General features: G+C 69.9%; 23 protein-coding genes. 9 read left to right on the top strand and 14 right to left on the bottom strand.

Features of this window, described 5'->3' with window-relative positions; all coding sequences use genetic code 11:
- Positions 1-3: 3 nt before the first annotated feature.
- Genes hydA through ACFWV3_RS42905 form a run of 3 tightly spaced genes read right to left on the bottom strand, consistent with a single transcriptional unit; the run spans position 4 to position 3,733 of the window.
- Positions 4-1,389 carry a dihydropyrimidinase gene (hydA, locus tag ACFWV3_RS42895; protein WP_382419725.1) on the bottom strand — a complete coding sequence of 462 codons (1,386 nt, stop codon included), beginning with the start codon at positions 1,387-1,389 and terminating at the stop codon, positions 4-6.
- Entirely contained in the window at positions 1,386-2,228 is an 843-nt protein-coding gene (locus ACFWV3_RS42900) for a nitrilase-related carbon-nitrogen hydrolase (RefSeq protein WP_319970831.1), read from the bottom strand. The genes hydA and ACFWV3_RS42900 overlap by 4 nt, the downstream gene beginning before the upstream one ends.
- Positions 2,225-3,733 carry an NCS1 family nucleobase:cation symporter-1 gene (locus ACFWV3_RS42905; protein WP_382419726.1) on the bottom strand — a complete coding sequence of 503 codons (1,509 nt, stop codon included), beginning with the start codon at positions 3,731-3,733 and terminating at the stop codon, positions 2,225-2,227. Before ACFWV3_RS42905 ends, ACFWV3_RS42900 begins: the two co-directional genes overlap by 4 nt.
- Before the next feature lie 144 nt (positions 3,734-3,877).
- Here ACFWV3_RS42905 and ACFWV3_RS42910 point away from each other — a divergent pair, with 144 nt between their 5' ends.
- A complete protein-coding gene (locus tag ACFWV3_RS42910; protein WP_382419727.1) occupies positions 3,878-4,579 on the top strand; it encodes a hypothetical protein in 702 nt (233 codons plus the stop codon).
- Here ACFWV3_RS42910 and ACFWV3_RS42915 read toward each other — a convergent pair.
- The 4 genes from ACFWV3_RS42915 to ACFWV3_RS42930 are packed head-to-tail and all read right to left on the bottom strand — an operon-like array spanning position 4,554 to position 7,752.
- On the bottom strand, positions 4,554-5,861 hold the full coding sequence (locus tag ACFWV3_RS42915) for an AAA family ATPase (protein WP_382419728.1): 1,308 nt from the start codon (positions 5,859-5,861) through the stop codon (positions 4,554-4,556). The genes ACFWV3_RS42910 and ACFWV3_RS42915 overlap by 26 nt on opposite strands.
- Positions 5,858-6,367 (bottom strand): hypothetical protein, encoded by a 510-nt coding sequence (locus tag ACFWV3_RS42920; RefSeq protein WP_382419729.1) that lies wholly within the window; start codon positions 6,365-6,367, stop codon positions 5,858-5,860. The genes ACFWV3_RS42915 and ACFWV3_RS42920 overlap by 4 nt, the downstream gene beginning before the upstream one ends.
- Positions 6,368-6,403: 36 nt before the next feature.
- On the bottom strand, positions 6,404-7,027 hold the full coding sequence (locus ACFWV3_RS42925; protein ID WP_382419730.1) for a class I SAM-dependent methyltransferase: 624 nt from the start codon (positions 7,025-7,027) through the stop codon (positions 6,404-6,406).
- A 17-nt stretch (positions 7,028-7,044) separates the two neighbouring features.
- Complete coding sequence (locus ACFWV3_RS42930; RefSeq protein ID WP_382419731.1) at positions 7,045-7,752, bottom strand: MerR family transcriptional regulator; 708 nt, start codon at positions 7,750-7,752, stop codon at positions 7,045-7,047.
- Between the two features lie 127 nt (positions 7,753-7,879).
- Between ACFWV3_RS42930 and ACFWV3_RS42935 the strand changes: the two genes are divergently transcribed.
- Positions 7,880-8,317, top strand: a complete 438-nt coding sequence (locus tag ACFWV3_RS42935; RefSeq protein ID WP_382419732.1) for a hypothetical protein — start codon at positions 7,880-7,882, stop codon at positions 8,315-8,317.
- 60 nt (positions 8,318-8,377) lie between these two features.
- On the opposite strand, the gene ACFWV3_RS42940 is transcribed toward ACFWV3_RS42935, so the two are convergent.
- The gene (locus ACFWV3_RS42940; protein WP_382419733.1) at positions 8,378-9,970 is read right to left on the bottom strand and encodes a PucR family transcriptional regulator; all 1,593 of its coding nucleotides are present in this window, start codon (positions 9,968-9,970) and stop codon (positions 8,378-8,380) included.
- A 107-nt stretch (positions 9,971-10,077) separates the two neighbouring features.
- Between ACFWV3_RS42940 and ACFWV3_RS42945 the strand changes: the two genes are divergently transcribed.
- Together ACFWV3_RS42945 and ACFWV3_RS42950 are read left to right on the top strand one after the other, a co-directional pair.
- Complete coding sequence (locus tag ACFWV3_RS42945; RefSeq protein ID WP_382419734.1) at positions 10,078-11,361, top strand: aspartate aminotransferase family protein; 1,284 nt, start codon at positions 10,078-10,080, stop codon at positions 11,359-11,361.
- Entirely contained in the window at positions 11,358-12,839 is a 1,482-nt protein-coding gene (locus ACFWV3_RS42950; RefSeq protein WP_382419735.1) for a CoA-acylating methylmalonate-semialdehyde dehydrogenase, read from the top strand. The genes ACFWV3_RS42945 and ACFWV3_RS42950 overlap by 4 nt, the downstream gene beginning before the upstream one ends.
- Before the next feature lie 45 nt (positions 12,840-12,884).
- Here the strand turns inward: ACFWV3_RS42950 and ACFWV3_RS42955 are convergent, their stop codons facing one another.
- On the bottom strand, positions 12,885-14,942 hold the full coding sequence (locus ACFWV3_RS42955; RefSeq protein WP_382419736.1) for an elongation factor G-like protein EF-G2: 2,058 nt from the start codon (positions 14,940-14,942) through the stop codon (positions 12,885-12,887).
- Positions 14,943-15,180: 238 nt separating this feature from the next.
- Between ACFWV3_RS42955 and pdxS the strand changes: the two genes are divergently transcribed.
- Complete coding sequence (gene pdxS / locus ACFWV3_RS42960; RefSeq protein ID WP_382419737.1) at positions 15,181-16,074, top strand: pyridoxal 5'-phosphate synthase lyase subunit PdxS; 894 nt, start codon at positions 15,181-15,183, stop codon at positions 16,072-16,074.
- Positions 16,075-16,120: 46 nt separating this feature from the next.
- Here pdxS and ACFWV3_RS42965 read toward each other — a convergent pair whose 3' ends face one another.
- From ACFWV3_RS42965 to ACFWV3_RS42980, 4 genes are all read right to left on the bottom strand, one after another.
- Complete coding sequence (locus ACFWV3_RS42965; RefSeq protein WP_382419738.1) at positions 16,121-16,747, bottom strand: hypothetical protein; 627 nt, start codon at positions 16,745-16,747, stop codon at positions 16,121-16,123.
- A 49-nt stretch (positions 16,748-16,796) separates the two neighbouring features.
- Positions 16,797-18,983, bottom strand: a complete 2,187-nt coding sequence (gene helR, locus ACFWV3_RS42970; RefSeq protein WP_382419739.1) for an RNA polymerase recycling motor ATPase HelR — start codon at positions 18,981-18,983, stop codon at positions 16,797-16,799.
- A 158-nt stretch (positions 18,984-19,141) separates the two neighbouring features.
- A complete protein-coding gene (locus tag ACFWV3_RS42975) occupies positions 19,142-19,975 on the bottom strand; it encodes a fibronectin type III domain-containing protein (RefSeq protein WP_382419740.1) in 834 nt (277 codons plus the stop codon).
- A gap of 108 nt (positions 19,976-20,083) precedes the next feature.
- Positions 20,084-20,638, bottom strand: coding sequence for a helix-turn-helix domain-containing protein (locus ACFWV3_RS42980; RefSeq protein WP_382419741.1), 555 nt, complete (start codon positions 20,636-20,638; stop codon positions 20,084-20,086).
- Positions 20,639-20,695: 57 nt separating this feature from the next.
- Between ACFWV3_RS42980 and ACFWV3_RS42985 the strand changes: the two genes are divergently transcribed.
- Both ACFWV3_RS42985 and ACFWV3_RS42990 read left to right on the top strand, forming a co-directional pair.
- Entirely contained in the window at positions 20,696-21,409 is a 714-nt protein-coding gene (locus tag ACFWV3_RS42985; RefSeq protein WP_382419742.1) for an AzlC family ABC transporter permease, read from the top strand.
- Entirely contained in the window at positions 21,388-21,696 is a 309-nt protein-coding gene (locus ACFWV3_RS42990; protein WP_382419743.1) for an AzlD domain-containing protein, read from the top strand. The genes ACFWV3_RS42985 and ACFWV3_RS42990 overlap by 22 nt, the downstream gene beginning before the upstream one ends.
- Here the strand turns inward: ACFWV3_RS42990 and ACFWV3_RS42995 are convergent.
- Entirely contained in the window at positions 21,693-22,133 is a 441-nt protein-coding gene (locus ACFWV3_RS42995) for an Lrp/AsnC family transcriptional regulator (RefSeq protein WP_382419744.1), read from the bottom strand. The two genes, ACFWV3_RS42990 and ACFWV3_RS42995, sit on opposite strands and share 4 nt — an antisense overlap.
- A gap of 74 nt (positions 22,134-22,207) precedes the next feature.
- Between ACFWV3_RS42995 and ACFWV3_RS43000 the strand changes: the two genes are divergently transcribed.
- Together ACFWV3_RS43000 and ACFWV3_RS43005 are read left to right on the top strand one after the other, a co-directional pair.
- Positions 22,208-23,395, top strand: a complete 1,188-nt coding sequence (locus ACFWV3_RS43000) for a trans-sulfuration enzyme family protein (protein WP_382419745.1) — start codon at positions 22,208-22,210, stop codon at positions 23,393-23,395.
- A 140-nt stretch (positions 23,396-23,535) separates the two neighbouring features.
- Positions 23,536-24,870 carry an amino acid permease gene (locus ACFWV3_RS43005; RefSeq protein ID WP_382419747.1) on the top strand — a complete coding sequence of 445 codons (1,335 nt, stop codon included), beginning with the start codon at positions 23,536-23,538 and terminating at the stop codon, positions 24,868-24,870.
- Positions 24,871-25,054 lie beyond the last annotated feature (184 nt).

Below are 25,054 nucleotides of genomic sequence, written 5' to 3' on the forward strand. Positions count from 1 at the left end.
TCGCTACACGAGGTACTGGTTGAGGTCGCGGGACACGAACCGGCCGTGGCCCGTCGAACCGTGGTAGGCGCCGTCGGCGATCACCTTGCGGCCGCGGGAAAACACCGTGTCGACCTTCCCGGTGACCTCGAAGCCCTCGTAGGCCGAGTAGTCCACGGCCATGTGGTGGGTCTCGGCCGAGATCGTCTGCGTGGCCCGCGGGTCGTAGACCACGACGTCCGCGTCCGCGCCCGGTGCGATCACACCCTTGCGCGGGTACATGCCGAACATCCGCGCCGGAGTCGTGGCGACGATCTCGACCCAGCGCTCACGGGTGATCTCGCCCTTCACGACGCCCTGGTGCAGCAGGTCGACGCGGTGCTCGACGCCGGGCATGCCGTTGGGGATCTTCGAGAAGTCGCCGACGCCCAGCTGCTTCTGGTCCTTGAAGCAGAACGGGCAGTGGTCGGTGCTCACGACGGACAGGTCGTTCGTGCGCAGGCCGCGCCACAGCGACGACTGGTGCTCCTTGGGGCGCAACGGGGGCGACGCCACGTACTTCGCGCCCTCGAAGCCCGGCAGCGCCAGGTCGTCCAGCGACAGGTAGAGGTACTGCGGGCACGTCTCGGCGAACACGTTCTGGCCCGTGTCACGGGCAGCCGTCACGGCGTCGAGCGCTTGCGCCGCGGAGAGGTGCACGATGTACAGCGGCGAACCGGTGACGCGAGCCAGCTGGATCGCCCGCGACGTGGCCTCGCCCTCCAGCTCCGGCGGCCGGGTCAGGCCGTGCTGCACCGGGTCGCCCAGGCCGTTGGCCAGCGCCTGCGCGACGAGCTGGTCGATCGCGATGCCGTTCTCCGCGTGCATCATGATCGTGGCACCGGTCTCGCGCGCCTTCTGCATCGCGCGCAGGATCTCGCCGTCGGTCGCGTAGAAGACACCGGGGTAGGCCATGAACATCTTGAAGCTGTTCACGCCGGCCGCGATGCACGACTCCATCTCCTTGAGCGACTGGTCGTTCACGTCGGAGATGATCATGTGGAAGCCGTAGTCGACGGCGCAGTTGCCGTCGGCCTTCGAGTGCCACTTGTCCAGAGTGGACAGCAGCGACGACCCCTTGGGCTGCACGGCGAAGTCGACGATCGTGGTCGTGCCGCCCCACGCCGCCGCGGTCGTGCCGGTCTCGAACGTGTCCGCGGACTGGGTGCCGCCGAACGGCATCTCCATGTGCGTGTGCACGTCGATCCCGCCGGGGATCACGTACTTCCCGGCCGCGTCGACGACCTCGTCGGCCCGCACCTCGAAACCGGGCGTGACCAGCGCGGCGATGTGCTCGCCCTCGATCAGCACGTCGGCGGCGTGCGAGCCGGTGGCGTTGACGACCAGGCCGTTGCGGATCAGCGTGCTCACGGCGTCACCAGGCCCTCGTAGGTGTCGGGGCGGCGGTCGCGGTAGAACGCCCACGTGTCGCGGACCTCGGTCAGCAGGTCCAGGTCGAGGTCGCGCACGACGAGCTCTTCCTCGGTGTCGGACGCCGCCTCGCCGACGAGCTGGCCGCGTGGCGATACGAAGTACGTCTGGCCGTAGAACTCGTTGTCGCCCAACGGTTCCACTCCCACGCGGTTGATCGCGCCGACGAAGTACTCGTTCGCCACGGCCGCGGCGGGCTGTTCCAGCTTCCACAGGTACTCCGACAGCGACCGGGACGTCGCCGACGGGTTGAACACGATCTTCGCGCCCGCGAGGCCCAGCGCCCGCCAGCCCTCGGGGAAGTGCCGCTCGTAGCAGATGTAGACGCCGATCCGTCCCACCGCGGTGTCGAACGTGGGGTACCCGAGGTTGCCCGGCTTGAAGTAGAACTTCTCCCAGAAACCCTTGACCTGCGGGATGTGGTTCTTGCGGTACTTGCCGAGGTAGGTGCCGTCGGCGTCGATCACGGCCGCGGTGTTGTAGTAGACGCCGGGCTGCTCGACCTCGTACATCGGCACGATCAGCACGATGTTGTTCTGCGCGGCGACTTCCTTCATCAGCTCCGTCGTCGGTCCGTCCGGGATCGACTCGGTGTAGGAGTAGAAGTCCGCGTCCTGCACCTGGCAGAAGTACGGCCCGTAGAACAGCTCCTGGAGACACAGCACCTGCGCGCCCTGGGAAGCGGCGTTGCGGATGTGCTCGACCGCGTTCGCGATCATCGACTCCTTGTCGCCCGTCCACTTCTGCTGGACGAGCGCCGCCCGGATGATGTTGCTCACCTGGTCGTCTCCTTTGCCGAGTTGTCCTTCAGAGCCAGGAAAACGAGGAAGCCGGCGGCGAAGCCGACCACCCAGTTGTAGTCGTAGAGCGGCTTGAGGAACGGGATCAGGCCGTCCGCCGGGAACGGTCCGCCGTGCGCGCCGCCGACCGCGAGCACGGAGCCCACGAGAGTCGCCAGCACGGCACGCCAGTTCCAGCCGCCGTTGAACCAGTACGCGCCCCTGCCGTCGAGGTAGAGGTCGGCGAGCTCCAGCCGGGTCTTCTTGATCACCCAGTACCCGGCGACGAACACACCGGCCACGGACGCGAGCAGGCCGCCGTAGAACCCGAGCCACGCGAAGATGTAGATGCTCGGGTCGGAGATCAGCCGCCACGGCTGGATCAGGATGCCGACGACACCGGTGATCAGGCCGCCGACCGCGAACGTGATCCGCTTCGGGAACGCGTTCGAGAAGTCGTAGGACGGGCTGACGACGTTGGCCGCGAGGTTCGCCGAGATCGTGGCCAGCACCAGCGAGATCAGCGCCACCAGCACGAGCACGGTGCTGTCGAACCGGGACGCGAGGTCTGCTGGGTCCCAGATCGCCTCGCCGTACAACGCCTGCGCGCCCGACGTGGTCAGGATCGCGACGATCGCGATGAACGACATCGTGGTCGGCAGACCGAGGATCTGGCCGGTGACCTGCTTGCGCTGGCTACCGCCGAACCGGGTGAAGTCCGGCATGTTCAGCGACAGCGTCGACCAGAACGCGATCATGCCCATCAGCGACGGGAAGAAGATCTTCCAGAACTCCGGCCCCCATCCGAGGCTGCTGCCCTGGTGCAGGATCGGCCCGAACCCGCCCGCCTTCACCAGCACGTAGCCCAGCAGGATCAGGAAGCCGACGCTCACGAGCGGCGCCGTCCAGTTCTCGAACCGCCGGATCGCGTCCATGCCGCGCCAGATCACGAGCATCTGCACGACCCAGAAACCGAAGAAGCACAACCACAACGTCCACGGCTGGCCCGCGACGGCGGAGGCCTTGGTCCACCCGTCACCCGCCAGCCTGCCGATGATCACGTGCAGCGCCTTGCCGCCGACCCACGTCTGGATGCCGAACCAGGCGCACGCGATGAACGCGCGGAGCAACGCGACGAGGTTGGCGCCGCGGATGCCGTAGAACGCGCGGGCGAACACGGGGAACGGGATGCCGTACTTCGTGCCGGCGTGGCTGTTGAGCAGCATCGGCACCAGCACGATCAGGTTGCCGAGGGTGATCGTGAGGAACGCCTGCACCCAGTCCATGCCGAGCGCGATGAGGCTCGCGGCGAGCGTGTAGCTGGGGATGTTGTGCGCCATGCCCATCCACAGCGCGAAGAAGTTGTAGGTGCTCCACGTGCGTTGCTCGACCGGCACCGGCGCGAGCTCGGGGTTGTAGAACCTGCTGTCCTGGATGGGACCCACGTCGCTCAACTCGACGCGGCCGTCCGGTGTGACCTGGGGCGGGGAGGACTCAACTGCCATCGTTCAACCCCCTGTTACGCTGCTGAAACACGGCGAACGCGGTCGGTTCCATCCCGGAATCCTGGGACCGGTGACGCGGGTCTGGCAGTGTCAGAGTGTCCACGCTTGTCATGATCGGCGCACATTGTGCGTACCGTGGTCCGCATGGGGGTCTCCCGGCGCACACTGCTGCTCGGCGGAGCGGGCCTGGTCGGCGTGGGCGGGACGTGCGCGGCGCTGACCCCGCGCGGCCGCCGTCTGCTCGGCTGGACAGGTCCCGACGGAGTGGTGCCCGACGTGCCGCCCGTACCCGTGCAGCCCACGGAGTGGGGCGCGTGGATGGGCTCGTCCGGGCCGACGGTGCTCGTGCTGCACGGCCGTGGCGGCAGCGTCCGGTGGTGGGAGGGCCTCGGGCTGCCGCGGTTCCTGCACGGCGCGCGGTTCCGGTGCGCGGTGGTCAACGGCGGTGACGACTACTGGGTGTCGCTCGTCCCGCCGGTGCCCTTCGAGGCGGCGCTGGGCGTGTCGATGGGCGGGTTCGGCGTGCTGGACCTCGCGTCCCGGCAGCCGCTGAAGGCCGTCGCGGCTGTGAGCCCGGCGTTGTTCCCGGCCTGGGAGGACGCGGAGCGGATCAACGGGTTCGCGTCGCGCGAGGTGTGGGAGGCGCACGAGCCGTTGCGGCACATGGACACTATCCGCTCACCGGTCGGGGTGTGGTGCGGGCGAGAGGACCCGTTCCACGACGCGGCACGGGAGCTGGCTCGGGCGGTCGGTGCGGAGGCGTCGTTCGACCACGGCGAGCACGGCGACGGCTACTGGCGGCGGGTGCTGCCGGACGCGATCAGGTTCCTGGGGTCTCGGCTCTGAACAGCCGGACGTACGGGAGCACGTCGAGGTTCCTCTTGGCGTCGGCGGTCACCGTGTCCGCCATGTCCAGGTCGTCCTGGTGGCCCCACGTCGCGAGATACCGGTGCAGGGCCGCCGCCGTCCTCCCGCCTTCGTGGAAGCGGCGCATCAGCAGCGCACCGAACGCCAGCAGCAGGAGCATCGGCCGGTGCCGGTCGAACCAGTGCAGAGCCTCGGCCTGCTTCGGGGTGTCCAGCGCGGCGTCCATCTGCTCGGCACGAGCGGCGAAGTGCGCGAAGAGCCCGAACATCGCCTGGTTGCGCGTCTCCTGGTCGTCCTGCTCGCGCAGGCGCTCACCCGCGAACTCCCGCACCAGGTCGTGGAACCGGTCGCCGGGCTCCAGCAGGTGCGCCGCCCGCAGGTCCCGCACCAGCCTGCGCGCCCTCGCCTCAGCGCGGCCGGTGACGATCGACGCCGCCTCCGCGGTGATGGTGGTGCCCGGGATCAGCACGACGAACCGGAAGCAACGCCGTTGTTCCTCGGTGAGCGCCCGGTAGGAGAGCTCGAACGCCGCGCGCACGGACCGTTCGTCGCCGTCGTCGAGCAGGTCCAGCTGCAGCTCCCGCAGCTCGGCGGCCCAGTCGTGGTCCGGATCGGTGCGCCGCAGCGCAGCCATGATCCGCAACGCGAGCGGCAGCCGTCCGCACAGCTCGGCCAGCTCGGCGTCACCCACGAGCGCGGTGGCCTCCTCCGCGGTGAGCAGGCCCAGCTCCAGGTGGTGGGCGTCGTCGAGGCCGGGGAGCCGGTGCCTGCTGGTGACGATCGTGCGGTGCCGGTTGGGCAGCAACGGGCGCACGTGCTGCGCGGACCGCGCGTTGTCGATCACGACCAGCATCGGCTCGCGCTCCGCGGTCACCGTGCGGAACAACGCCGCCCGCGCCGCCTCGCCGCCGGGGATCTCCCGCACGCCCAGCGCGGTCAGGAACTGCTCCAGCGCCTGGGCCGGCGACACCCGGCGTTCGTCGTCGTAGTCCTGGAGGTCGACGAAGAGCTTGCCGCCGGGGAAGCCCTCGGCGTACCGCAGCGCCAGCTCGGTCTTGCCGACACCGGCCAGGCCGCACACCACGCTCAGCCCGTCGCGGTCCAGCTCGGCCAGCTCCCGCACCCTCCCCGTGAACGACTCGGACGCGCTCCGCAGCCCGTTCAACGCGGTCGGCGCCGGCTCGGGGGAGGTGAGGTGGACGGACCCGATCTCGTGCGCCTGGACGACGTTGCCGTGGTTCTGCCCGACCTCGTTGGTCACGACCGCGATTGTGTCACCTTGAGCCGGATCACGGCCGTGCGCGCCTTGCGGTCGTGCCACGTCCGCGTGCCCCGCAGGTCCAGCGACTCCACGGCCGACAGCATCAGCATCGCGAAGCCGCTGACCAGCAGCAACGGCGCGAGCCAGCCCGTGAAGCCCACCGGCAGGTGCTCACCGACGACGACCCACGGCTGCTGCCAGCCGAGCCCCGCCATCAGCGCCGGCTCCCGCCAGCCCAGGCCCGTCTGCACGAGCACCGCGCCCGCGCCGGGCAGCGCGGTCGTGACGAGCGTGCGGGCCAGCGCCCGTCCGTGGTCGAGGCCGGACGCGGGGCCCACCACCCTCAGGCCAGTGAGGACCTTGCCGATGGTGTTGAGGCGCAGCAGCAGTGCGTCGTACACGGCCGCACAGAGCACCACGAGCACAGGTTCGTGGACCAACGGCCACGCCACGACCAGCACCAGCAGCCAGTCGAGCAGGCGGGCGACCATCCGACGAACGAGCATGATTCACGCTAAGCGGCAGAAGTCCGCCATAAGTGGTCAGTTCATGGCCACTTCGCGCACGAACTCCGCGGTCCAGCGCACCTCGTCGCGACGCACGTTCGCAGGCGACAGTCCGTCCACTGCGAACGCCTTGATCTCGGCGGGCGTCAACGGCCACGGCGGACCGTCCGGAACGGGACCCTCGTCGCACGCGACGGCGAGCACGAGCAGCTTCGAGCCGGTCAGCCACGCCACCTGCTCGATCGCCCGGGCGTGCAGGCCGACGGGCAGCGCCTGCACCGTCATGTTCTCGACGACGAGGTCGAACGCGCGGTGCCACTCGGCGGGCGGCGCGAGCAGGTCCGCGGCGACGTACGTGACCTCGGAGTCCGGGTACCGCGCCTGGACGGCGGCGATCGCGGTGGGGGAGATGTCGAACGCCGTCACGTCGAACCCCAGCGACGCGAGGTACTCGGAGTCGCGGCCGTACCCGCAGCCCACGACGAGCGCGGTCTGGCCGGTGCCGTCGACGCCGGAGGACCACTCGACGAGGTGCGGTTGCGGCTCGGGCTTGTCCCAGGGGACGGAGGCCGTGCCGGCGTCGGCCTCCGCGTAGAGATCCTCGAACCACCCCTCGGGGTTCGCGGCTTGCAATCGGCGTGCGTCGTCATCAGCGGACATGACGACACCTTGTCAGGTCACCGCGACGCGCGCGCCTGGTTCACGTAGTCCACCAGACCGTCGTCCGCCGGCCAGCCGATCTGCGAGCTGATCGCCGACTTGTTCTCGTTCCACGACTTCTGCGCCGCGGCCTGCACGGCGGGGTCGCCGCCGGTGAACTTCGCGCCCAGCTCGTCCCACCGCGCCACCAGCTCGGTCACGCGCGGGTCGGACGCGGGGGTGCCGTCGGTCAGGTGCTGACGCAGCTGCGTGACGAGCTCCAGCCAGGACGCCTTCAGCCCCTCCACGGCCTCGGGGCCCAGTGCAGCCGCGCGCGACCGCAGGTCGTCGAGCTGGTCGGCGGTGAAGTAGCTCTCGTACACGGACATCATCTCCAAAGTGGACAGAAGGGACTCGGTCGTGTGCCCGTCGAGCAACGCGGTGAGCCTCGACCGCAGCGCCTCCACCTGCCGCGCCTGGGCGTTCAGCGCGGCGAGCTGGGCCTCGAAGAGCGGCCGCAGCGAGTCCGAACGGGACAGTGCCGAGCGGACCTCTTCCAGTGAGAGACCGAGCTGGCGCAGCGATCTCACCTGATAGAGGCGCCGTACGTCGTCCGGGGTGTACCGACGGTGACCGGATGCCGTGCGCTCGGAGGCGACGACCAGTCCGATCTCGTCGTAGTGGTGCAGCGCGCGGACGGTCAGTCCGCTCGCTTTGGCCAGGTCACCGATGCTCCAACGGGTCACAGGACGACCGTAGGACCTCCCGTGGCGTGAGGTTCAAGCCCTGAACACCCGATCGAGCGGGTTAATTCGCGAACCGAACGCGCCGATGAAATCGAAGATCGGTCCCCAATCCAGATTGAGGAAAACTGTGTCTCGTTCCGGACTGTTCCGTGCCGCCGCCCTCCTCGCCGCCGGTGCGGCCCCGCTGCTCGCCGGCGCGGCCAACGCGGCGGAGGTGCCCCAGCTGAACGGCGGTCTTCCCGAGGTCGGCGCGGACAAGGTCGTCACCGACACCTCCCAGCTCGCCAACCCGCTCGAGGCGGCCGGCGCGGTGCAGCTCCCGCACGTCGGCGCGCCGGTCGCGAGCGACCTGCCCGTCCCGGCTGTTCCCGCTGTTCCCGGCGCGCAGGAGCGCTCGCTGCCGAACCCGGTCGGCGCGAACATCGGCACCCTGCCGTCGCTGCCGAACGCCGATGCCCTCGGCAACTCGCACGTGGGCGACCTGCACGCCCCGGCGGTGCCGGCCGCTCCCGCCGTGCCGAACCCGGCCGTGCTGTCGGGCGTGCTGCCGACGATCAACGGCTGAGTCTCTCCGCTGGGAACGGGCCCGTGGTGGTGCGGCCCGGCCTGACGCCGGACCGCAGCACTACGGGCCCATTTCGTGCACCAGCAGCGCGACGTACAGCGACAGCACGGACTCCGGGTCCTCCAGCGAGACGCCGAGAACCTGCTCGATCCGCCCCAGCTGCTGGTAGTACGCGGTGCGCGACAGGTGTGCCGCCGCCGCGGCCGCCGACTTGTTGCCGCTGTTCTCGCACAGGCACCGCAGCAGCTCCACCAGCCGCGAACCCTGCGCCGCGTCGCGGGCCAGCAACGGGCCCAGCTCGCGGTCCGCGAACGCCCGCATCCGCTCGTCGTCGCGCAACAGGTGCAGCAGGCCGCGCAGCCGCACGTCGTCGAGCCGGTGGTAGAGCTGCGATCCCGGTGCCCGCAGCGCCGCTCCGGCCACGTGCGCCGCCTCGCCGAGCGACCGGCGAACGTCCGATGTGGATGTCACGGTCGTGCCGACGGCGATCACCACGGGAGACGCCGCCGTCCGGTGGATCTCGCGCGCGACCTTGCGCAGAACCCCTTCCACGCCCACGGTCATCGGTACCGACAGCAACGCGCGCACCGACGTGTCGTCCACGACGCCGACGAGCGCCGCGACCGTCACCCGTCGTCCCGCCAGCGCGGTGGCTTCGGCGAGATCACGCAGAACCTCCTGCGTGGCAAGGGTTTGTCCCTGCAGCACCGACACCGGCCGGATCGCCACGCCGATGAGCTGCCGGCGTTCCAGCGGCACGCCCAGCGCGGCCGCCCGCGCGCCGAGGTCCGGCGCCGAAGGTGACTGGCCGAGCAGCTGGGCGAGCAACGTGCGGTGCGTCTGCCGTTCCAACGACTCGCGGTCCCGTGCCACCAGCCGGTGCACGGCCAAGGCCGATGCCGCGCGTTCGGCGACGACGACGTGCCGGTGCGGCGGCGGTTCCGGGGAGACGAGCACGAGCCGGCCCCAGTCCGCTCCGCGCGCGCCGACGATCGTGATCAACCAGCCCGATGCCGTGTCGTAGGCGGTGCGTTCGGACACCGTGACGGCCCGCGACCGCGCCGCCCAGTCGTCCAGCAGGGTCACCGGGTCGTGCCCGGCCGCGTCGTAGGCGAGCACGTCGTGGCCGAGCGTCTCCAGGACGACCGGCAGCCCGGACGTGCGGGCGACCTCGCGCAACACCTCGGCCGGTTCGGCGCCGGCGACCGTGAGTGCCGTGAACGTCTCGTGCACCTGCTCGGCGGCCCGCAGCTCGGCCAGCTGGGCGTCCACGATCAGCCCGACGACCGCCTCGGTCACGGCGACGTACTTGGTCTCCTCCGTGAGCGTGACCAGCGGCAACCCGTGCCGTTCGGCCTCGGTGACCAGGGCCGTGGGCACGTCGTCGCGCCACCGCCGCCCCAGCTCGACGACCAGCCCGGCGCAGCCGACGGCGGCCAGCTCCTCGACGTAACGAGCGAGTCCGGACTCGGGCAGCATCACGCCCGTCGTGAGCACCAGCTCGCCGCCGCGCAGCAGCGGCGCGATGTCTGCGATCTCCGCCACATGCACCCAGCGGACGCGTCGCGACAGTCCGGCCGACCCGGCCACCAGACGCGGCTTGCCCTGCCGGATCACCGGCAGAGCGACGACTTCCGCGACCGTCGGGTACATGGACACAACGTAATGCCAACCAGCCGATCCGGGTACAGGTTGTGCATGGCGGCGGACCTGGCGCGCCAGGACACTCCGAGGGCAGGCGTAGACCCCTGGAGGACGTGATGGCCCACAAGGAGCTGCTGGCACGACACCGCGCGGTGATGCCGAAGTGGCTGGCCCTCTACTACGACGAGCCCATCGAGATCGCGAGCGCCGAGGGGCGCCGTGTGACCGACCGCGAGGGCACGACCTACCTCGACTTCTTCGCGGGCATCCTGACCAACGCCATCGGCTACGACGTCGCGGAGATCAGCGACGCCATCCGCTCGCAGCTCGACACCGGCGTCCTGCACAGCTCGACGCTGTACCTGATCAAGTCCCAGGTCGAGCTCGCGGAGAAGATCGCCGAGCTCTCCGGCATCCCCGACGCCAAGGTGTTCTTCACCAACTCCGGCACCGAGGCCAACGAGACCGCGCTGATGCTCGCCACCCAGGCCCGCCGCAGCGAGCAGGTCCTGGCCCTGCGCAACAGCTACCACGGCCGCGCGTTCGCCACGATCGCCATCACCGGCAACCGCGGCTGGTCCGCGTCCGCCCTCTCGCCGATCAAGGTCAGCTGGGTGCACGGCGGCTACCGCTACCGGTCGCCGTTCAAGTCCTTGAGCGACGCCGACTACGTCAAGGCGTGCGTCGACGACCTGCGCGAGATCATCGAGACCACCACGTCCGGCGACGTCGCCTGCATGATCGCCGAGCCGATCCAGGGCGTCGGCGGCTTCACGTCCCCGCCCGACGGCCTGTTCCGCGCGTTCAAGGACGTGCTCGACGAGTACGGCATCCTGTTCGTCTCCGACGAGGTGCAGACCGGCTGGGGCCGCACCGGCGAGCACTTCTGGGGCATCCAGGCGCACGACGTGGTGCCGGACGCGATGACGTTCGCCAAGGGCCTCGGCAACGGTCTCGCGATCGGCGGCGTGGTCGCGCGCGGCGACCTGATGGACTCGATCAACGCCAACTCGATCTCCACGTTCGGCGGCAACCCGATCTCCACGGCCGGCGCCCTCGCGACCGTGAACTACCTGCTGGAGCACGATCTCCAGGCCAACGCGGCCAAGCTCGGCTCGCGGCTGCTGAGCGGGCTCCGCGAGCTGGCCGAGAAGCACCCGGTGATCGGCGACGTGCGCGGCAAGGGCCTGATGGTCGGCGTCGAGCTCGTCGGCCCGGAGGGCGAGCCGAACGCCGCGGCGGCGGCCACCGTTCTCGCCGAGTCGAAGGCGCTCGGGCTCCTCGTGGGCAAGGGAGGCTTGTACGGCAACGTGATCCGGCTCGCGCCGCCGATGACGCTGACCGAGGACGAGCTGGAAGAGGCGCTGGGCATCCTGGCGCGGGCGGTGGAGCGCGCATGATCAAGCACTGGATCGCCGGCAAGCCCTGGGACGGCGCCACGGAACGGCTGGGCGACGTCTACGACCCGACGACCGGCAAGGTGGCCACGCAGGTCGCGTTCGCGTCGGTGTCCGAAGTGGACGCTGCGGTTGACGCGGCCGCGGAAGCGTTTGCGTCCTGGCGCAACGCGTCCCTGGCGCAGCGGTCGTCGGTGATGTTCAAGTTCCGCGAGCTCCTGAACGACCGCAAGACCGACCTCGCGAAGATCGTCTCCGCGGAGCACGGCAAGGTCGTGTCCGACGCCGGTGGCGAGATCCAGCGGGCACTGGAGTCCGTCGAGTACGCGTGCGGCATCCCGCAGCTGCTCAAGGGCGGCTTCAGCGAGAACGCCTCGACGCGCGTCGACGTCTACTCGATCCAGCAGCCGGTCGGGGTGGTCGGCGTGATCTCGCCGTTCAACTTCCCCGCCATGGTCCCGCTGTGGTTCGTGCCGACCGCAATCGCTTGCGGCAACACCGTCGTGCTCAAACCGTCGGAGAAGGACCCGTCGGCGTCGATCTTCATCGCCGAGCTCTTCGCCGAGGCCGGACTGCCGGACGGCGTGCTGAACGTCGTGCACGGCGACAAGGTGGCCGTCGACCGGCTCCTCGAACACCCGGCGGTGAAGGCGATCTCGTTCGTCGGCTCCACCCCGATCGCCCGCTACGTCTACGAGACCGGCACCGCGCACGGCAAGCGCGTGCAGGCGTTGGGCGGCGCCAAGAACCACATGGTCGTCCTCCCGGACGCCGACCTCGACCTGGCGGCGGACGCGGCGGTGTCCGCGGGCTTCGGCTCGGCGGGGGAGCGCTGCATGGCGATCTCGGTGGTCGTCGCCGTCGGTTCGTCCGCAGACTCGTTGGTCGAGAAGATCAAGTCGCGGATCGCCGACGTCAAGGTGGGCGCCGGTTCCTCCTGCGAGATGGGGCCGCTGGTCACCGGCGCGCACCGCGACAAGGTGACGTCCTATTTGGACACCGGCGTGGCGGAGGGCGCGGTGCTGGCGGTCGACGGCCGCGACCACCCGATCGACGGCGAGGCGAGCGGCTTCTGGCTCGGGCCCACGCTGTTCGACCACGTCGGCCCGGAGATGTCGGTCTACACCGACGAGATCTTCGGACCGGTGCTGTCGGTCGTGCGGTGCGGCACCTACGAGGACGCCGTCGAGCTGGTGAACGAGAACCGGTACGGCAACGGCACCGCGATCTTCACCAACGACGGCGGGGCGGCGCGGCGGTTCCAGAACGAGATCGAGGTCGGCATGGTCGGCGTGAACGTGCCGATCCCGGTGCCCGTCGCGTACTACTCGTTCGGCGGGTGGAAGGAGTCGTTGTTCGGCGACTCGCACGCTTATGGGCCGCACGGGGTGCACTTCTTCACGCGGTCGAAGGTGGTCACGTCGCGGTGGCTGGATCCTTCGCACGGTGGCGTGAACCTGGGGTTCCCCCAGAACACCTAGAGCGAAGCAGGGCGGGTCGCACCGGCGGCGACCCGCCCTGGGCATCTACTTGCCGGCGCGCGCCGCCAACGCCTCCGGCAACGGGTCGTACCGCGAGAAGTGACGGGTGAACGTCCCCGTCCCCGAGGTCAGCGCCCGCAGCTCGATCGCGTACCGCAGCAGCTCCGACGACGGCACCTCGGCGCGGATCAACGTCCGCCCGCCCTCGTCGGCCTCGGTGCCGAGCACGCGCCCGCGTCGTCCGGACAGGTCGCCGAGCACGGTGCCGAGGTGTTCGTCGGGCAGCCGGATCGCGACCTCGTCCATCGGTTCCAGCAGCTGGGTCCGCCCGATGGAGGCCGCTTCCTTCAACGCCAGCGACCCGGCCATCTGGAACGCGGCGTCGGACGAGTCGACCGAATGTGCTTTGCCGTCGACGAGAGTCACGCGCACGTCCACGACCGGCGTCCCGTCGTGCAGGCCGCGTTCGAGCTGTGCGCGCACGCCCTTCTCGACGGAGGGGATGAACTGGTGCGGGATGGCGCCGCCGATGATCTTGTCGACGAACTCGAACCCCGCGCCGCGCGGCAGCGGTTCCACCACGATGTCGCACACCGCGTACTGGCCGTGCCCGCCGGACTGCTTCACGTGCCGGCCATGCCCTTTCGCCGACCCGGCGAAGGTCTCGCGGAACGGCACGCGCACCGGTTCGGTGTCGATCTCGGCGCCGCCCGCGCGCAGGCGGGCCAGGACGACGTCGGCGTGCGCCTCGCCCATGCACCACAGGACCATCTGGTGGGTCTCGGCGTTGCGGTCGAGGCGCAGGGTCGGGTCGCTCGCGACCAGGCGGTTGAGGTTGCGGGCCAGGTTGTCCTCGTCGCTGCGGGTGCGGGGGACGACGGCCACGGGCAGCAGGGGTTCCGGCATGTCCCACGGAGCCATCAGCAGCGGCTGGTCCGGCGCGGAGACGGTGTCGCCGGTCTCGGCGGTCGTCAGCTTGGTCAGGGCGCACAGGTCGCCCGCCACGCAGTACGGGACCTCGCGCAGGGACGCGCCCAGCGGCGAGTAGATGTGGGCGACGCGTTCGTCGGCGTCGTGGTCCTCGTGGCCGCGGTCGGCCATGCCGTGGCCGGAGACGTGCACGGGGCGTTCGGGGCGCAGGGTTCCCGAGAAGACGCGGACCAGCGACACGCGGCCGACGTAGGAGTCCACTGCGGTGCGGACCACCTCGGCCACGAGTGGCCCGTCCGGGTCGACGGCCATGCGCGGGTGGGGAATGCCGTCCACGGAGGTCACGGACGGGACTTCGTGCTCCAGCGGTGACGGGAACGCGCGCGCGATGCCGTCCAGCAGCTCGGTCAGACCCATGCCGGTCGCGGCGCACACGGGCATCACGGGGTGGAACGAGCCGCGGGCGACGGCGGTCTCGAGGTCGGTGATCAGGGTGTCCTGGTCGATCTCCTCGCCGGCCAGGTAGCGGTCCATGAGGGTCTCGTCCTCGCTCTCGGCGATGATCCCCTCGATCAACGCCGCCTGCTCCTGCGGGTAGTTCTCACCGGAGGTCAGCAGGCCGATCAGCCGATCGCCTTCCTGCACGTACAGCGGGACGACGCCCGCGCCGAACGCGGCTTGGCACTCGATGACCTCGTTGCCGAAGTTCGCACGGTGGTGGTCGGTGCGTGTGATGACCACAGCCCGTGGCATGCCCACGAGCGCGCACTCCTCCCACAACGTGATGGTGGCGGCGTCGACGCCCTCGAAGGCGTTGACGACGAAAAGGGCCGCGTCCGCGGCCCGCAGTCCTGCCCTGAGCTCCCCGACGAAGTCGACGTAGCCGGGGGTGTCGATCAGGTTGATCTTGATGTTCCCGTGCTGGACCGGTGCCACGGCGAGGCCTACCGATCGTTGTTGTCGCACGGCGGCCGGGTCGTGGTCGCAGACCGTGGTTCCCTCGGTGACCGAACCGGCACGGGTCAGCACGCCCGTGCTGGCGAGCAGGGCCTCGGTGAGCGTCGTCTTGCCCGCGCCCGATGGGCCCACGAGCACGACGTTGCGGACCTTGGCCGGGTCGTCCACAGCGACCGCGCCTGCCGATGTGCCGTTGTCGGAGCTCTTGCTTCCCATGGCGACCTCCGTCAAGTCGTAGTGTTCGATCTCACACCCGTTGGTCCCTCGGGACAACCCCGGAGACCCATCCGGTCTCCGGCCGGCGTTCACACCACTGCTGCGTGACGGGCGTCACCTACCAGCGTTGATCGTGAAAGTGGCCTTCCGAAACGGCGCTCCAGTGGCTTGGGGAAGGGGGCCACAGCGGTCGTACGGTGAGGTCACCGGAACTTCCCCTCGTGAAAGGGTGCCCAGGGTGAGCACTGATCAGGTCACGGGCACTGCCCGCGTCAAGCGCGGCATGGCCGAGATGCTCAAGGGCGGCGTGATCATGGACGTGGTCGACGCCACCCAGGCGAAGATCGCGGAGGACGCGGGCGCCGTCGCCGTCATGGCGCTGGAACGCGTGCCCGCCGACATCCGCGCGCAGGGCGGCGTCGCCCGCATGAGCGACCCCGACCTGATCGACGGGATCATCGACGCCGTCTCGATCCCGGTGATGGCCAAGGCCCGCATCGGCCACTTCGTCGAGGCCCAGGTCCTCGCCTCGCTCGGCGTCGACTACATCGACGAGTCCGAGGTGCTCACCCCGGCCGACTACGCCAACCACATCGACAAGTGGGCCTTCACGGTTCCGTTCGTCTGCGGTGCGACGAACCTCGGCGAGGCCCTGCGCCGCATCACCGAGGGCGCGGCCATGATCCGCTCCAAGGGCGAGGCCGGCACCGGTGACGTCTCCAACGCCACCACGCACATGCGCAGGATCCGCCAGGAGATCCGCCGCCTGCAGAACCTCCCCGAGGACGAGCTCTACGTCGCCGCCAAGGAGCTCCAGGCGCCGTACGAGCTGGTCAAGGAGGTCGCGCAGAACGGCAAGCTCCCCGTCGTGCTGTTCACCGCCGGCGGCATCGCGACCCCTGCCGACGCCGCGATGATGATGCAGCTCGGCGCCGAGGGCGTGTTCGTCGGCTCCGGCATCTTCAAGTCCGGCAACCCGGCCCAGCGCGCCGAGGCGATCGTGAAGGCGACCACCTTCCACGACGACCCGGACGTCATCGCCAAGGTCTCGCGCGGCCTGGGCGAGGCCATGGTGGGCATCAACGTCGAGGACGTGCCCGAGCCGCACCGCCTGGCCGAGCGCGGCTGGTAGGCACCGGAACGAGGAAGGGGCGCATTCCCGCGGGATGCGCCCCTTCTCACGGCTGGCTGAAGCAGTACGTCGTCTTCGTCTCCGGATAGGCCAGTGCCAGCGCCGGGTTCGGGCCGCACGCCGCCTTGTCGACGGTGTTCGCGAGCACCTTCACCCGTGCCGTGCCGATGCTCCCGCAGTCCCTCTGGGGCAACGCCGCCTGCGTCATGCTGAACATGACGTCGTAGCAGGCGCCGTCGGCGAGCACCGGGACCAGGCAGACCGAGAACGACTTCGCCGTCGGGCCGCCGTAGTTCTTGTACTGCACGTACCCGTCGGTGTCCCCGCACTTCTCGTCCGCCGCCGGCGACACCACGATCTTGGCGACCGTGTAGTTGTGCTCGCCGCAGGGGACCTTCCTGAAGTCCGGGTTCATCATCTGCCCGGTCATCGACACGCAGTCGCCCGGTGCGGCGATCGGAGGTGGCGGCGGCGTGGTCGTCCGGAGGGTCGTGGTCGTCGCGACCGGTGCCTTCGTGCTGTCGCCTCCACTGCTGAAGTGGAGGGTGTCCTTGGTCGAGAACCAGAAGATCGTGCCGCCGAGCAGCAGCGCGAACACGCCCAGCACGGCGACGATCTTGATGCCCGAGCCGGGTTCTCCCGGTGGCGCCACCGCGATGAACGGCTCGGGCACCTCGAAGCTGCCGATCGGCCGAGTGGGGCCTCGCGGTGGCGCGTAAGGGTTATCCGGTTGCTCCGGATCGTGTGGCGGTCTCGTCATCGTTTCCCCCGTGGTTCGAAGGAACGAGCCTAGGGGAAAGGCCGGACAGCGGAGTGGGCAATTCATTGACATGCAGCACGCCGAGTCGTTGCGTGGCACGGGTCAGCGCCACGTACAGCTCGGCAGCGCCGCGCGGTCCGTCGGCCAGGATCCGCTCCGGTTCCACGACGAGCACCGAGTCGTACTCCAGGCCCTTGGTCTCCGACGCGGGCACGGTGCCGGGCACGCCGGGCGGCCCGATCACGACGCTGGTGCCCTCGAAGTCCTTCTCCGCCAGCGAGAACTCCTCGATGGCCGCCGGGATCTCGTCCGGTGACACCCGCCGCGCCCACGGCTCGACACCGTTGGCGCGCACCGACTCCGGCGCCTTCACGTCCGGCGCGAACTCGGCCAGCACCCGCGCCGCGACGGCCATGATCTCCGCCGGCGTGCGGTAGTTGACCGTCAGGGAACGGTATTCCCACCGGCCTGGAACGTAGGGCTCCAGCATCTCGGCCCACGACGTGGCACCCGCCGCCGCACGGCGCTGCGCCAGGTCGCCCACCACCGTGAAGGAACGGCCGGGGCAGCGGCGCATCAGCACCCGCCAGTCCATTTCGGACAGTTCCTGCGCCTCGTCGACCACCACGTGCCGGTAGGTCCAGGACCTGTCCGCGGTGGCGCGTTCCACCAGGGAGCGCTGGTCGTGCTCCTCGAAGCGCTCGGCCAGGTCCTCGGCGAACATCATGTCCGTGGCGAGGAGGTGGTCCTCGTCGTCCATGTGGTCGACGCGGTTGACCATGCTCTCCAGCACCTCGGCCGCGTACGTGGCCTCGGCGGCGCGTGCGGCGGCCGCTGCCTGGTCCTCGGCCTGCTCGCTGCCGTCCTTGCCCAGCAGGTCGTGCAGCTCGTCGAGCAACGGCACGTCCGCCACGGTCCAGGGCTCGCCGGCCGGGCGGTGCAACGACGGGTCGCCGCCCGCCTCCGCCAGCAGCTCGGGAGTCGCGTAGAGCGACGACAGCAGCTCGAACGGCGTCAGCACCGGCCACAACGCGTCCAGCGCGGCGATGAACCCGTCGTCGTCGGCGAGGTCGTGCGTCAGCCCGGCGCGCATCTCCTCCCAGGCCTGCTTGTCCGACCGCGACATCCAGCCCTTGCCGATCCGGCCGATCGCCCGCTCGGTCAGCACGTAGGTGATGATCTCGCGGAACACCTTGCGGGCCTCGTTGTGCGGCAGCCCGCTGTCCCGCGCCTCCTGCCGCGCCCACTCGGCGACGTCGGCGGTGATCGGCACGACGACGTCCTTGATCGCGATCGGGAGCGGCTCGGCCGGCAGGCGCTGCAACGACGCCACCGCCGCCTTGAGCACCTCGACCATCTTCAGCGATCCCTTGAGCCGCGCGACGTCCGGCGCGTCCTCCGCGGTCGCGACCAGGCCGGGCAGCAGCGTGCCGGCGGTCGAGAACACCACGTCCGACTCGCCGAGCGACGGCAGCACGCGCCCGATGTGGTTGAGGAACGCCGGGTTCGGGCCCACGACGAGCACGCCGTGGCGTTCCATGCGCTCGCGTTGCGTGTACATGAGGTACGCGACCCGGTGCAGCGCCACGACGGTCTTGCCGGTGCCGGGACCGCCCTCGATCACCAGCACGCCGGGGTGGTCGAGCCGGATGATCGCGTCCTGCTCGGCCTGGATCGTCGCCACGATGTCGCGCATGCCCGCGCCGCGCGGCGCGTTCAACGCCTCCAGCAGGGCCACGTCGCCCTGCTCCTCGCCGAGCCTGCCGAACACCTCGTCGGTGAACCCGGCCACGGCACGCCGCCGGGTCAGGAACTGGCGACGGCGGCGCTGCCCCTCGGGGCTGGCGCCGGTGGCGGTGTAGAACGGCCGCGCGGCCGGCGCCCGCCAGTCGAGCAGCACCGGCTCGAAGTCGTCGAACTCGTCGAAGAGCCCGATCCTGCCGATGTAGGAGACGTCGCCGTCGACGCTGTCGAGCCGCCCGAAGCACAGGCCGTAGTCGGCCACGTTCAGGCGCTTCATCTCGCGGTGCCGGGCGCGCACCTCGTTGTCACGGTCCATCGCGGTCGCGCCGGTGCCACCCAGCGCGGACTGGTAAGCGGCCTTCACGCGCGCACGTTCGCCATCGAGCCGTGCGTACAGGTCGGCCACGTATTCACGCTCGGACTGCAGTTCTTCTTCGTAACCCACGTGCTCCCCACAGCGCCCTTGTCTCGGCTTAGGACGATGAGTTTGCGGCACGCCCGGGGCCTTGTGGCAAGGGCCCCCTTCTGCTATACGGTGAAGTGGGAAGAAACACCTCGTCCGGGTCAGGCCGGATCGGTGGAGAACACCAGGCCCTCGCTCTTCAGCGAAGCGCTGCCGGTCGTGTCGCGGGTCACGACCTTCACCCGGTACTGGCCGTCGGGCACGAGCCCGGTCAGGGTCACCTGCTTGTCCACCGGCTTCGCGACCACGGTGTTGTTCACGTAGACCTCGTAGTAGGCGGTCGGCATCCACCAGCGGTTGGCTTCCCACGTCAGCGTCGCCGTGGTCGCCGTCGTCGAGGTCACCGCGAGCGAGTACGGCCGCAGCGGGCGGTCGGCGATCAGGCCGAAGGACTGCAGCGATCCCAGCACGACCGAGTCGCCGGTGCCCGGCGTGCAGCGGGCGTCCACCGCGGGGAGCGCGGAGCCGTCGGAGGCCTTGGGGCGCAACGACATCGAGATCGCGCCGAGGTGGATCCGGTAGGTGCCGGCGGGGTTGAGGTGGAGCGCGTCCAGCCCACCGGCCGCGTGCAGCCACGGCGTGTCGTGCGTGGCCGCGAACCGCAGACGGCCCAGTGCCTGCTTCTTGTCCGGACCGGAGGTCCAGGCCTCGACCACCGCCGTGCTGTCGCCGTCGACCCGGCCGCTCACGAGACTGGTGATGTCGAGGTCCAGGTCGACCAGCGCGGCCTGCGCGTACGACACGCCGTTGGGTCCCACGTCGTCGGGCAGGCCACCGCCGAAGTGGACTCCCACGGGCACGCTCTGCCCTGTCGAGGTGACGCACGTGTACGAGCCGACGACGTCGACGCCCGTGGCGGTCGCGGTCCCCGCGGTGATGCCGGACAGCGCCAGTGCGGCGGCCACGACCAGAGCGGTACGAGCAGGAGTGGTCACGGTTCCCCCTCGGTTTTTCCTCACTTCCCTCCAGCGTGGCGGCGCCGGATCGGAGGCGAAACCGTCAAGCGGGGTAAGGAACTTCGGCCAAGGGGTGCTCAAAAAGTGCTAAACGGTGTGTTCCATGACCATCATCGCCGCCGTCCCCGGCTCCAGCGCCTTGCAGATGTGCGGCAGGTCGCCGGGGTACACGATGTAGTCACCGGGCCCGAGCTCCACCGGGTCGTCCGCCAGCCCCGCCAGGCACCGCCCGGACGCCACGATCATGTGCTCCACGCTGCCCGGCATGTGCGGCGCCGACTCGCGGGCACCGCCCGGTTCCAGTGCCAGCCAGTAGATGTCGTGCTTGGTCCCGGGACGGCACGCGGCCAGCAGCGTCGCGGCGTAGTGCGCTCGTTCGGAGTGGATGACGGGGCCCTCGCCCGCACGGATCACCTGCACGCGCGGCACGGCCGGTTCGACCAGGCTGCTGAACGGCACGCCGAGCGCCACGCCCAGTGCCCACAGGGTCTCCACGCTGGGGTTGCCGCCGCCGGACTCCAGCTGCGAGAGCGTCGACTTCGCGATGCCCGCCTTCTTGGCGAGCTCCGAGAGCGAGAGGCCGCTGCGGTCGCGCTCGCGCCGGAGGTTCGCCGCGATGAGGTCGAGTGGTGCGTTCGACACAGAAGACCATCCGTTCGGCTTGACGAACACCCGTTGCGTTGTTCATCGTATCGGGTGATGCGTTCGATATGGCGAACCCTTGATCGGGGTTCATACGACTCAGGGCTCCTGCGTGACGTCGCCGCGGTCGCACTGGGTGCCGCGGTGACCGGCGCCTCCTTCGGCGCGATCTCGGTCGGCTCCGGCCTGCCGTGGTGGATGCCGGTGCTGATGTCGCTGGTGATCTTCGCGGGCGGCTCGCAGTTCATGGCGGTCGGGATCGTCGCGGCCGGGGGCAGTCCCGCCGCCGCGGTGCTGGCCGGGCTCGTGCTCAACGCGCGGCACCTGCCGTTCGGGCTCGCGGTCGGCGACGTGCTGGGCAACGGCTGGCTGGCGCGGATCGTCGGCAGCCACCTGCTGATCGACGAGTCCACGGCCTTCGCGATGTCGCAGAGGGACCCCTCACGCGCGAGAGCGGCCTACTGGGCGTGTGGCGTCGCGTTGTTCTTCACCTGGAACACGGGCGTGCTCATCGGCGCGCTCGCGGGCCAGGCGATCGGCGACCCGATGACGTTCGGGCTCGACGCGGCCTTCCCGGCGGCCATGCTCGCGCTCACCCTGCCCGCCCTCAAGCACGCGGGCACCCGCAACGCGGCGCTCACCGGCGCGGCGATCGCGCTCGCGGCCACGCCGTTCCTGCCCGCCGGGGTGCCGGTGCTGCTCGCGCTGGGCGGCCTGGTCGTGTTCCGGACCAGCAAGAAGGAGGAACCGTGCCCGTCACCGCAGTCCTGATCCTCGCCGCGGGCACGTTCGCGATCCGGATCGCCGGCCCGTTGCTGCGCGACCGCGTCACGTTGCCCGACCGGGTCCGCGAGATCATCTCCGCCAGCGCGACCGTGCTGCTGCTGGCACTGGTCGCGGTCTCGGCGCTGACGAACGGCAAGAGCTTCGGCGGCTGGGCGCTCGCGGCCGGTGTCGTGGTGGGCGGGCTCGCGGCGTGGCGGAAGCTGCCGTTCGTGGCGGTCATCGTGCTGGCTGCGGCCACGACCGCGGGGCTGAGGTTCCTCGGCATCAGCTAGTGCTTGCGGACGTGGGAGAAGAGCAGGTTCGTGTGCACCTCGGTCACCTCGCGGCGGCTCGTGAACTTGTCGAGCACGAGCCGTTGCAGATGGCCGACGTCCGACACGGCGACGTGCACGAGGAAGTCCTCCGGGCCCGTCACGTGGGAGAGCGCGAGCGTCTCGGGCAACGACAGGACGTAGGCCATGAACGGGTCGACGATCTCCTTGGTGTGCGGGCGGATCTTCACCGCGAGCATCGCCTGCACGTGCTGGCCGACCGCCGCCGGGTCGACCTCGGCGTGGTAACCGGTGATCACCCCGCGCTCCCGCAACGCCCGGTGCCGCACGACCGCCGTGGACTGCGCGACGTTCACGCGGTCGGCCAGGTCCTTGTTCTGCAGCCGCGCGTCCTTCCGCAGCTCTCGCACGATGGCCTCGTCGATCGCATCCAGCACGGCTGTTCTCCGTTCCGCCGAATCGGCTGCGGTTCCTCGCCCGCTCCGCCGAGGAAGTCTCCACCATTCGGGCCATGACGCGCATCGAGACCATCGCAGTGCACGGCGGCCGCGACGACCTCGCGGAGCTCGGCGTGCACGCTCCTCCCATCGACCTGTCCACCACCTACCCCGTGCCCGACCAGGCTCTCGGCGGGCAGGCGCTGGGCGACTGGGCCACCGGTGCCGCGCGGGCGTCCTCGCCCGTCTACGCGCGGCTGCACAACCCGACCGTCGCGCGGTTCGAGCAGGCGCTCGCGGCTCTGGAGCACACCGAGACGTCCGTGGCGTTCGGCAGTGGCATGGCTGCGGTGACCGCCGTGGTCCAGGCCGCCTGCGTGATGGCGGGGAAGCCGCACGTCGTGGCCGTGCGACCGCTGTACGGCGGCACCGACCACCTGCTGTCGTCGGGTCTGCTGGGCGTCACGACCACCTACGTCGAGGCGGGACTGGTGGCCTCCGCGATCCGGCCGGACACCGGGCTCGTCGTCGTCGAGACGCCGGCCAACCCCAACCTCGACCTGGTCGACATCGAGCACGTCGTGCGGCAGGCCGGCGGCGTGCCGGTCATGGTCGACAACACCTTCGCCACGCCGATCCTGCAGAACCCGGCGCTGCACGGCGCCACGTACGTCCTGCACTCCGGCACCAAGTACCTCGGCGGGCACGGGGACGTCCTCGGTGGCGTCGTGGCGTGCGACGAGGAACGGGCGGCGGCGCTGCGGCAGGTCCGGATCATCACCGGCGCCGTGCTGCACCCGCTGGGCGGCTACCTGCTGCACCGCGGGCTCGCCACGTTGCCGTTGCGGGTCGAGTCGGCGTCCCGGTCGGCCGCCGTGCTGGCTTCCCGGCTGGCCTCGCACGACGCCGTCGAGTTCGTCCGCTACCCGTCCGCGTCCCGGCAGATGCGGGGGACCGGGGCGATGATCGCGTTCGGCGTGCGCGGCTGTCCTGTCGAGGTCGTGCGACGGTTGCGGCTCATCACGCCTGCCGTGTCGCTCGGTTCCGTCGGCACCCTTATCGAGCACCCCTCGGCTTTGACACATCGGCTCGTTCCGGGTGAAGAACTGCGGGCTTCTGGCGTTCCGGACAATTTGCTGCGCATTTCCGTGGGACTGGAGCACGTCGAGGACATTTGGGACGACCTGAACGCGGCGCTGTGTGACGTCCCTTACGTTAAGGCTTCCCCAACTGATTTCTTGGTGATGACCGCCACTCACTAGGGTCCCAACGCATCAGCGCGTCGGGGCGCGGGAGGTTCCGACGCGAGCGTTTTTCCGTTTTCGGAGGGAACCTCTTCGTGAGTTCTGCAGAAATCGATGCGGACGGCTACACCAAGGCGTTGAGCAAGCGCCAGGTGCAGATGATCGCCATCGGTGGCGCGATCGGCGTCGGCCTCTTCCTGGGCGCGGGCGGACGCCTCGCCACGGCGGGGCCGTCGCTGATCCTGTCCTACGCGTTGTGCGGTCTCGCGGCGTTCTTCGTCATGCGCGCGCTGGGCGAGCTGGTGCTCCACCGCCCGGTCGCCGGCAGCTTCGTCGAGTACGCCCGCGAGTTCATCGGTCCGTGGGCCGGCTTCACCTCGGGCTGGATGTACTGGGTGAACTGGGCGATGACGGGCATCGCCGAGATCACCGCCGTCGCGATCTACATGCACAAGTGGTTCCCGGACCTGCCGCAGTGGATCACCGCGCTGGTCGCCCTGGTCGTGCTGATCGCCGTCAACATGTTGTCGGTCAAGCTGTTCGGCGAGCTGGAGTTCTGGTTCTCGGTCGTCAAGGTGACCGCGCTCGTCGTGTTCCTGGTGGTCGGTACCGGGCTGGTGATCGGGGCCGCGGACATCGGCGGCACCACGGCGTCCGTGTCCAACACGCTGGGGCACGGCGGGTTGTTCCCGGCCGGGTTCGGCGTGGCGCTGATGACGTTGCAGGCCGTCGTGTTCGCCTACTCGGCGATCGAGCTGGTCGGCATCGCGGCCGGCGAGACCAAGGACCCCGAGAAGATCATGCCCCGGGCCATCAACGGCGTGGTCTACCGGATCGCCGTGTTCTACGTCGGTTCGGTGTTGCTGCTGACGATGCTGCTGCCGTGGGACCACTTCACCGGGACCGAGTCGCCGTTCGTCACCGTGTTCTCGGCGCTGGGGATTCCGGCTGTCGGCGACATCATGAACGCCGTGGTGCTCACGGCCGCGTTGTCGTCGTGCAACTCCGGGCTTTACTCGACCGGGCGGATTCTGCGGTCGTTGGCGCAGAAGGGGGAGGCGCCCGCGTTCACCGGGCGGATGAACTCGCGGCACGTTCCCGCCGGCGGGATTCTGTTCACCGGGGCTGCTTACCTGTTCGGTGTCATTCTCAACTACATCGTGCCGAAGGAAGCGTTCGACATCGCGATCGCTGTTGCTTCTCTGGGTGTGGTGTCGACTTGGGCGACGTTGATCGTGTGTCAGTTGCGGTTGCGCAAGAAGGCGTTGGCGGGGGAGGTTGTGCGGCCTTCTTATCGGATGCCTGGGGCTCCTTACACGTCTTATGGGACGTTGGCGTTCCTGGGGCTGGTTATCGGGCAGATGGCGTTCGCGGGGACTGCTGAGAAGATCGCGTTCTGGTCCATTCCGGTGTTGGCTGTGGTTTTGTTTTTGGGGTGGCGGTTCGTCCGGTCTCGTCGAGGGGCGGAGCCGGCTCTCGAACTGTCTCGGTAGGTGGTTCCGTTGGCGTGTTGGGTGCCCGTTTCGGGCGCGGGGCTCTGCCCCGGACCCCGCCAACTGATCAAAGACCCCCAGCGCCGTTAGCGGGTTGATGGCACGCCTGTTGCGTTCGGCGGCTTGCGGCTGCGTAGGTGGTGCGGTTCGGGTGGGGTGGTCCCGTCACGGCTCGTGACGGGAC

The sequence above is a fragment of the Lentzea sp. NPDC059081 genome, from assembly GCF_042738015.1.
In the GTDB taxonomy this organism is placed as follows: domain Bacteria; phylum Actinomycetota; class Actinomycetes; order Mycobacteriales; family Pseudonocardiaceae; genus Lentzea.

Excerpts from the sequence above, each read along its gene's own strand:
- ACFWV3_RS42905 (WP_382419726.1), bottom strand. The coding sequence starts at position 3,733 with ATGGCAGTTGAGTCCTCCCCGCCCCAGGTCACACCGGACGGCCGCGTC.
- ACFWV3_RS42910 (WP_382419727.1), top strand. The coding sequence starts at position 3,878 with ATGGGGGTCTCCCGGCGCACACTGCTGCTCGGCGGAGCGGGCCTGGTC.
- ACFWV3_RS42920 (WP_382419729.1), bottom strand. The coding sequence starts at position 6,367 with ATGCTCGTTCGTCGGATGGTCGCCCGCCTGCTCGACTGGCTGCTGGTG.
- ACFWV3_RS42925 (WP_382419730.1), bottom strand. The coding sequence starts at position 7,027 with ATGTCCGCTGATGACGACGCACGCCGATTGCAAGCCGCGAACCCCGAG.
- ACFWV3_RS42940 (WP_382419733.1), bottom strand. The coding sequence starts at position 9,970 with ATGTACCCGACGGTCGCGGAAGTCGTCGCTCTGCCGGTGATCCGGCAG.
- ACFWV3_RS42945 (WP_382419734.1), top strand. The coding sequence starts at position 10,078 with ATGGCCCACAAGGAGCTGCTGGCACGACACCGCGCGGTGATGCCGAAG.
- ACFWV3_RS42950 (WP_382419735.1), top strand. The coding sequence starts at position 11,358 with ATGATCAAGCACTGGATCGCCGGCAAGCCCTGGGACGGCGCCACGGAA.
- ACFWV3_RS42955 (WP_382419736.1), bottom strand. The coding sequence starts at position 14,942 with ATGGGAAGCAAGAGCTCCGACAACGGCACATCGGCAGGCGCGGTCGCT.
- ACFWV3_RS42985 (WP_382419742.1), top strand. The coding sequence starts at position 20,696 with ATGCGTTCGATATGGCGAACCCTTGATCGGGGTTCATACGACTCAGGG.
- ACFWV3_RS43000 (WP_382419745.1), top strand. The coding sequence starts at position 22,208 with ATGACGCGCATCGAGACCATCGCAGTGCACGGCGGCCGCGACGACCTC.
- ACFWV3_RS43005 (WP_382419747.1), top strand. The coding sequence starts at position 23,536 with ATGATCGCCATCGGTGGCGCGATCGGCGTCGGCCTCTTCCTGGGCGCG.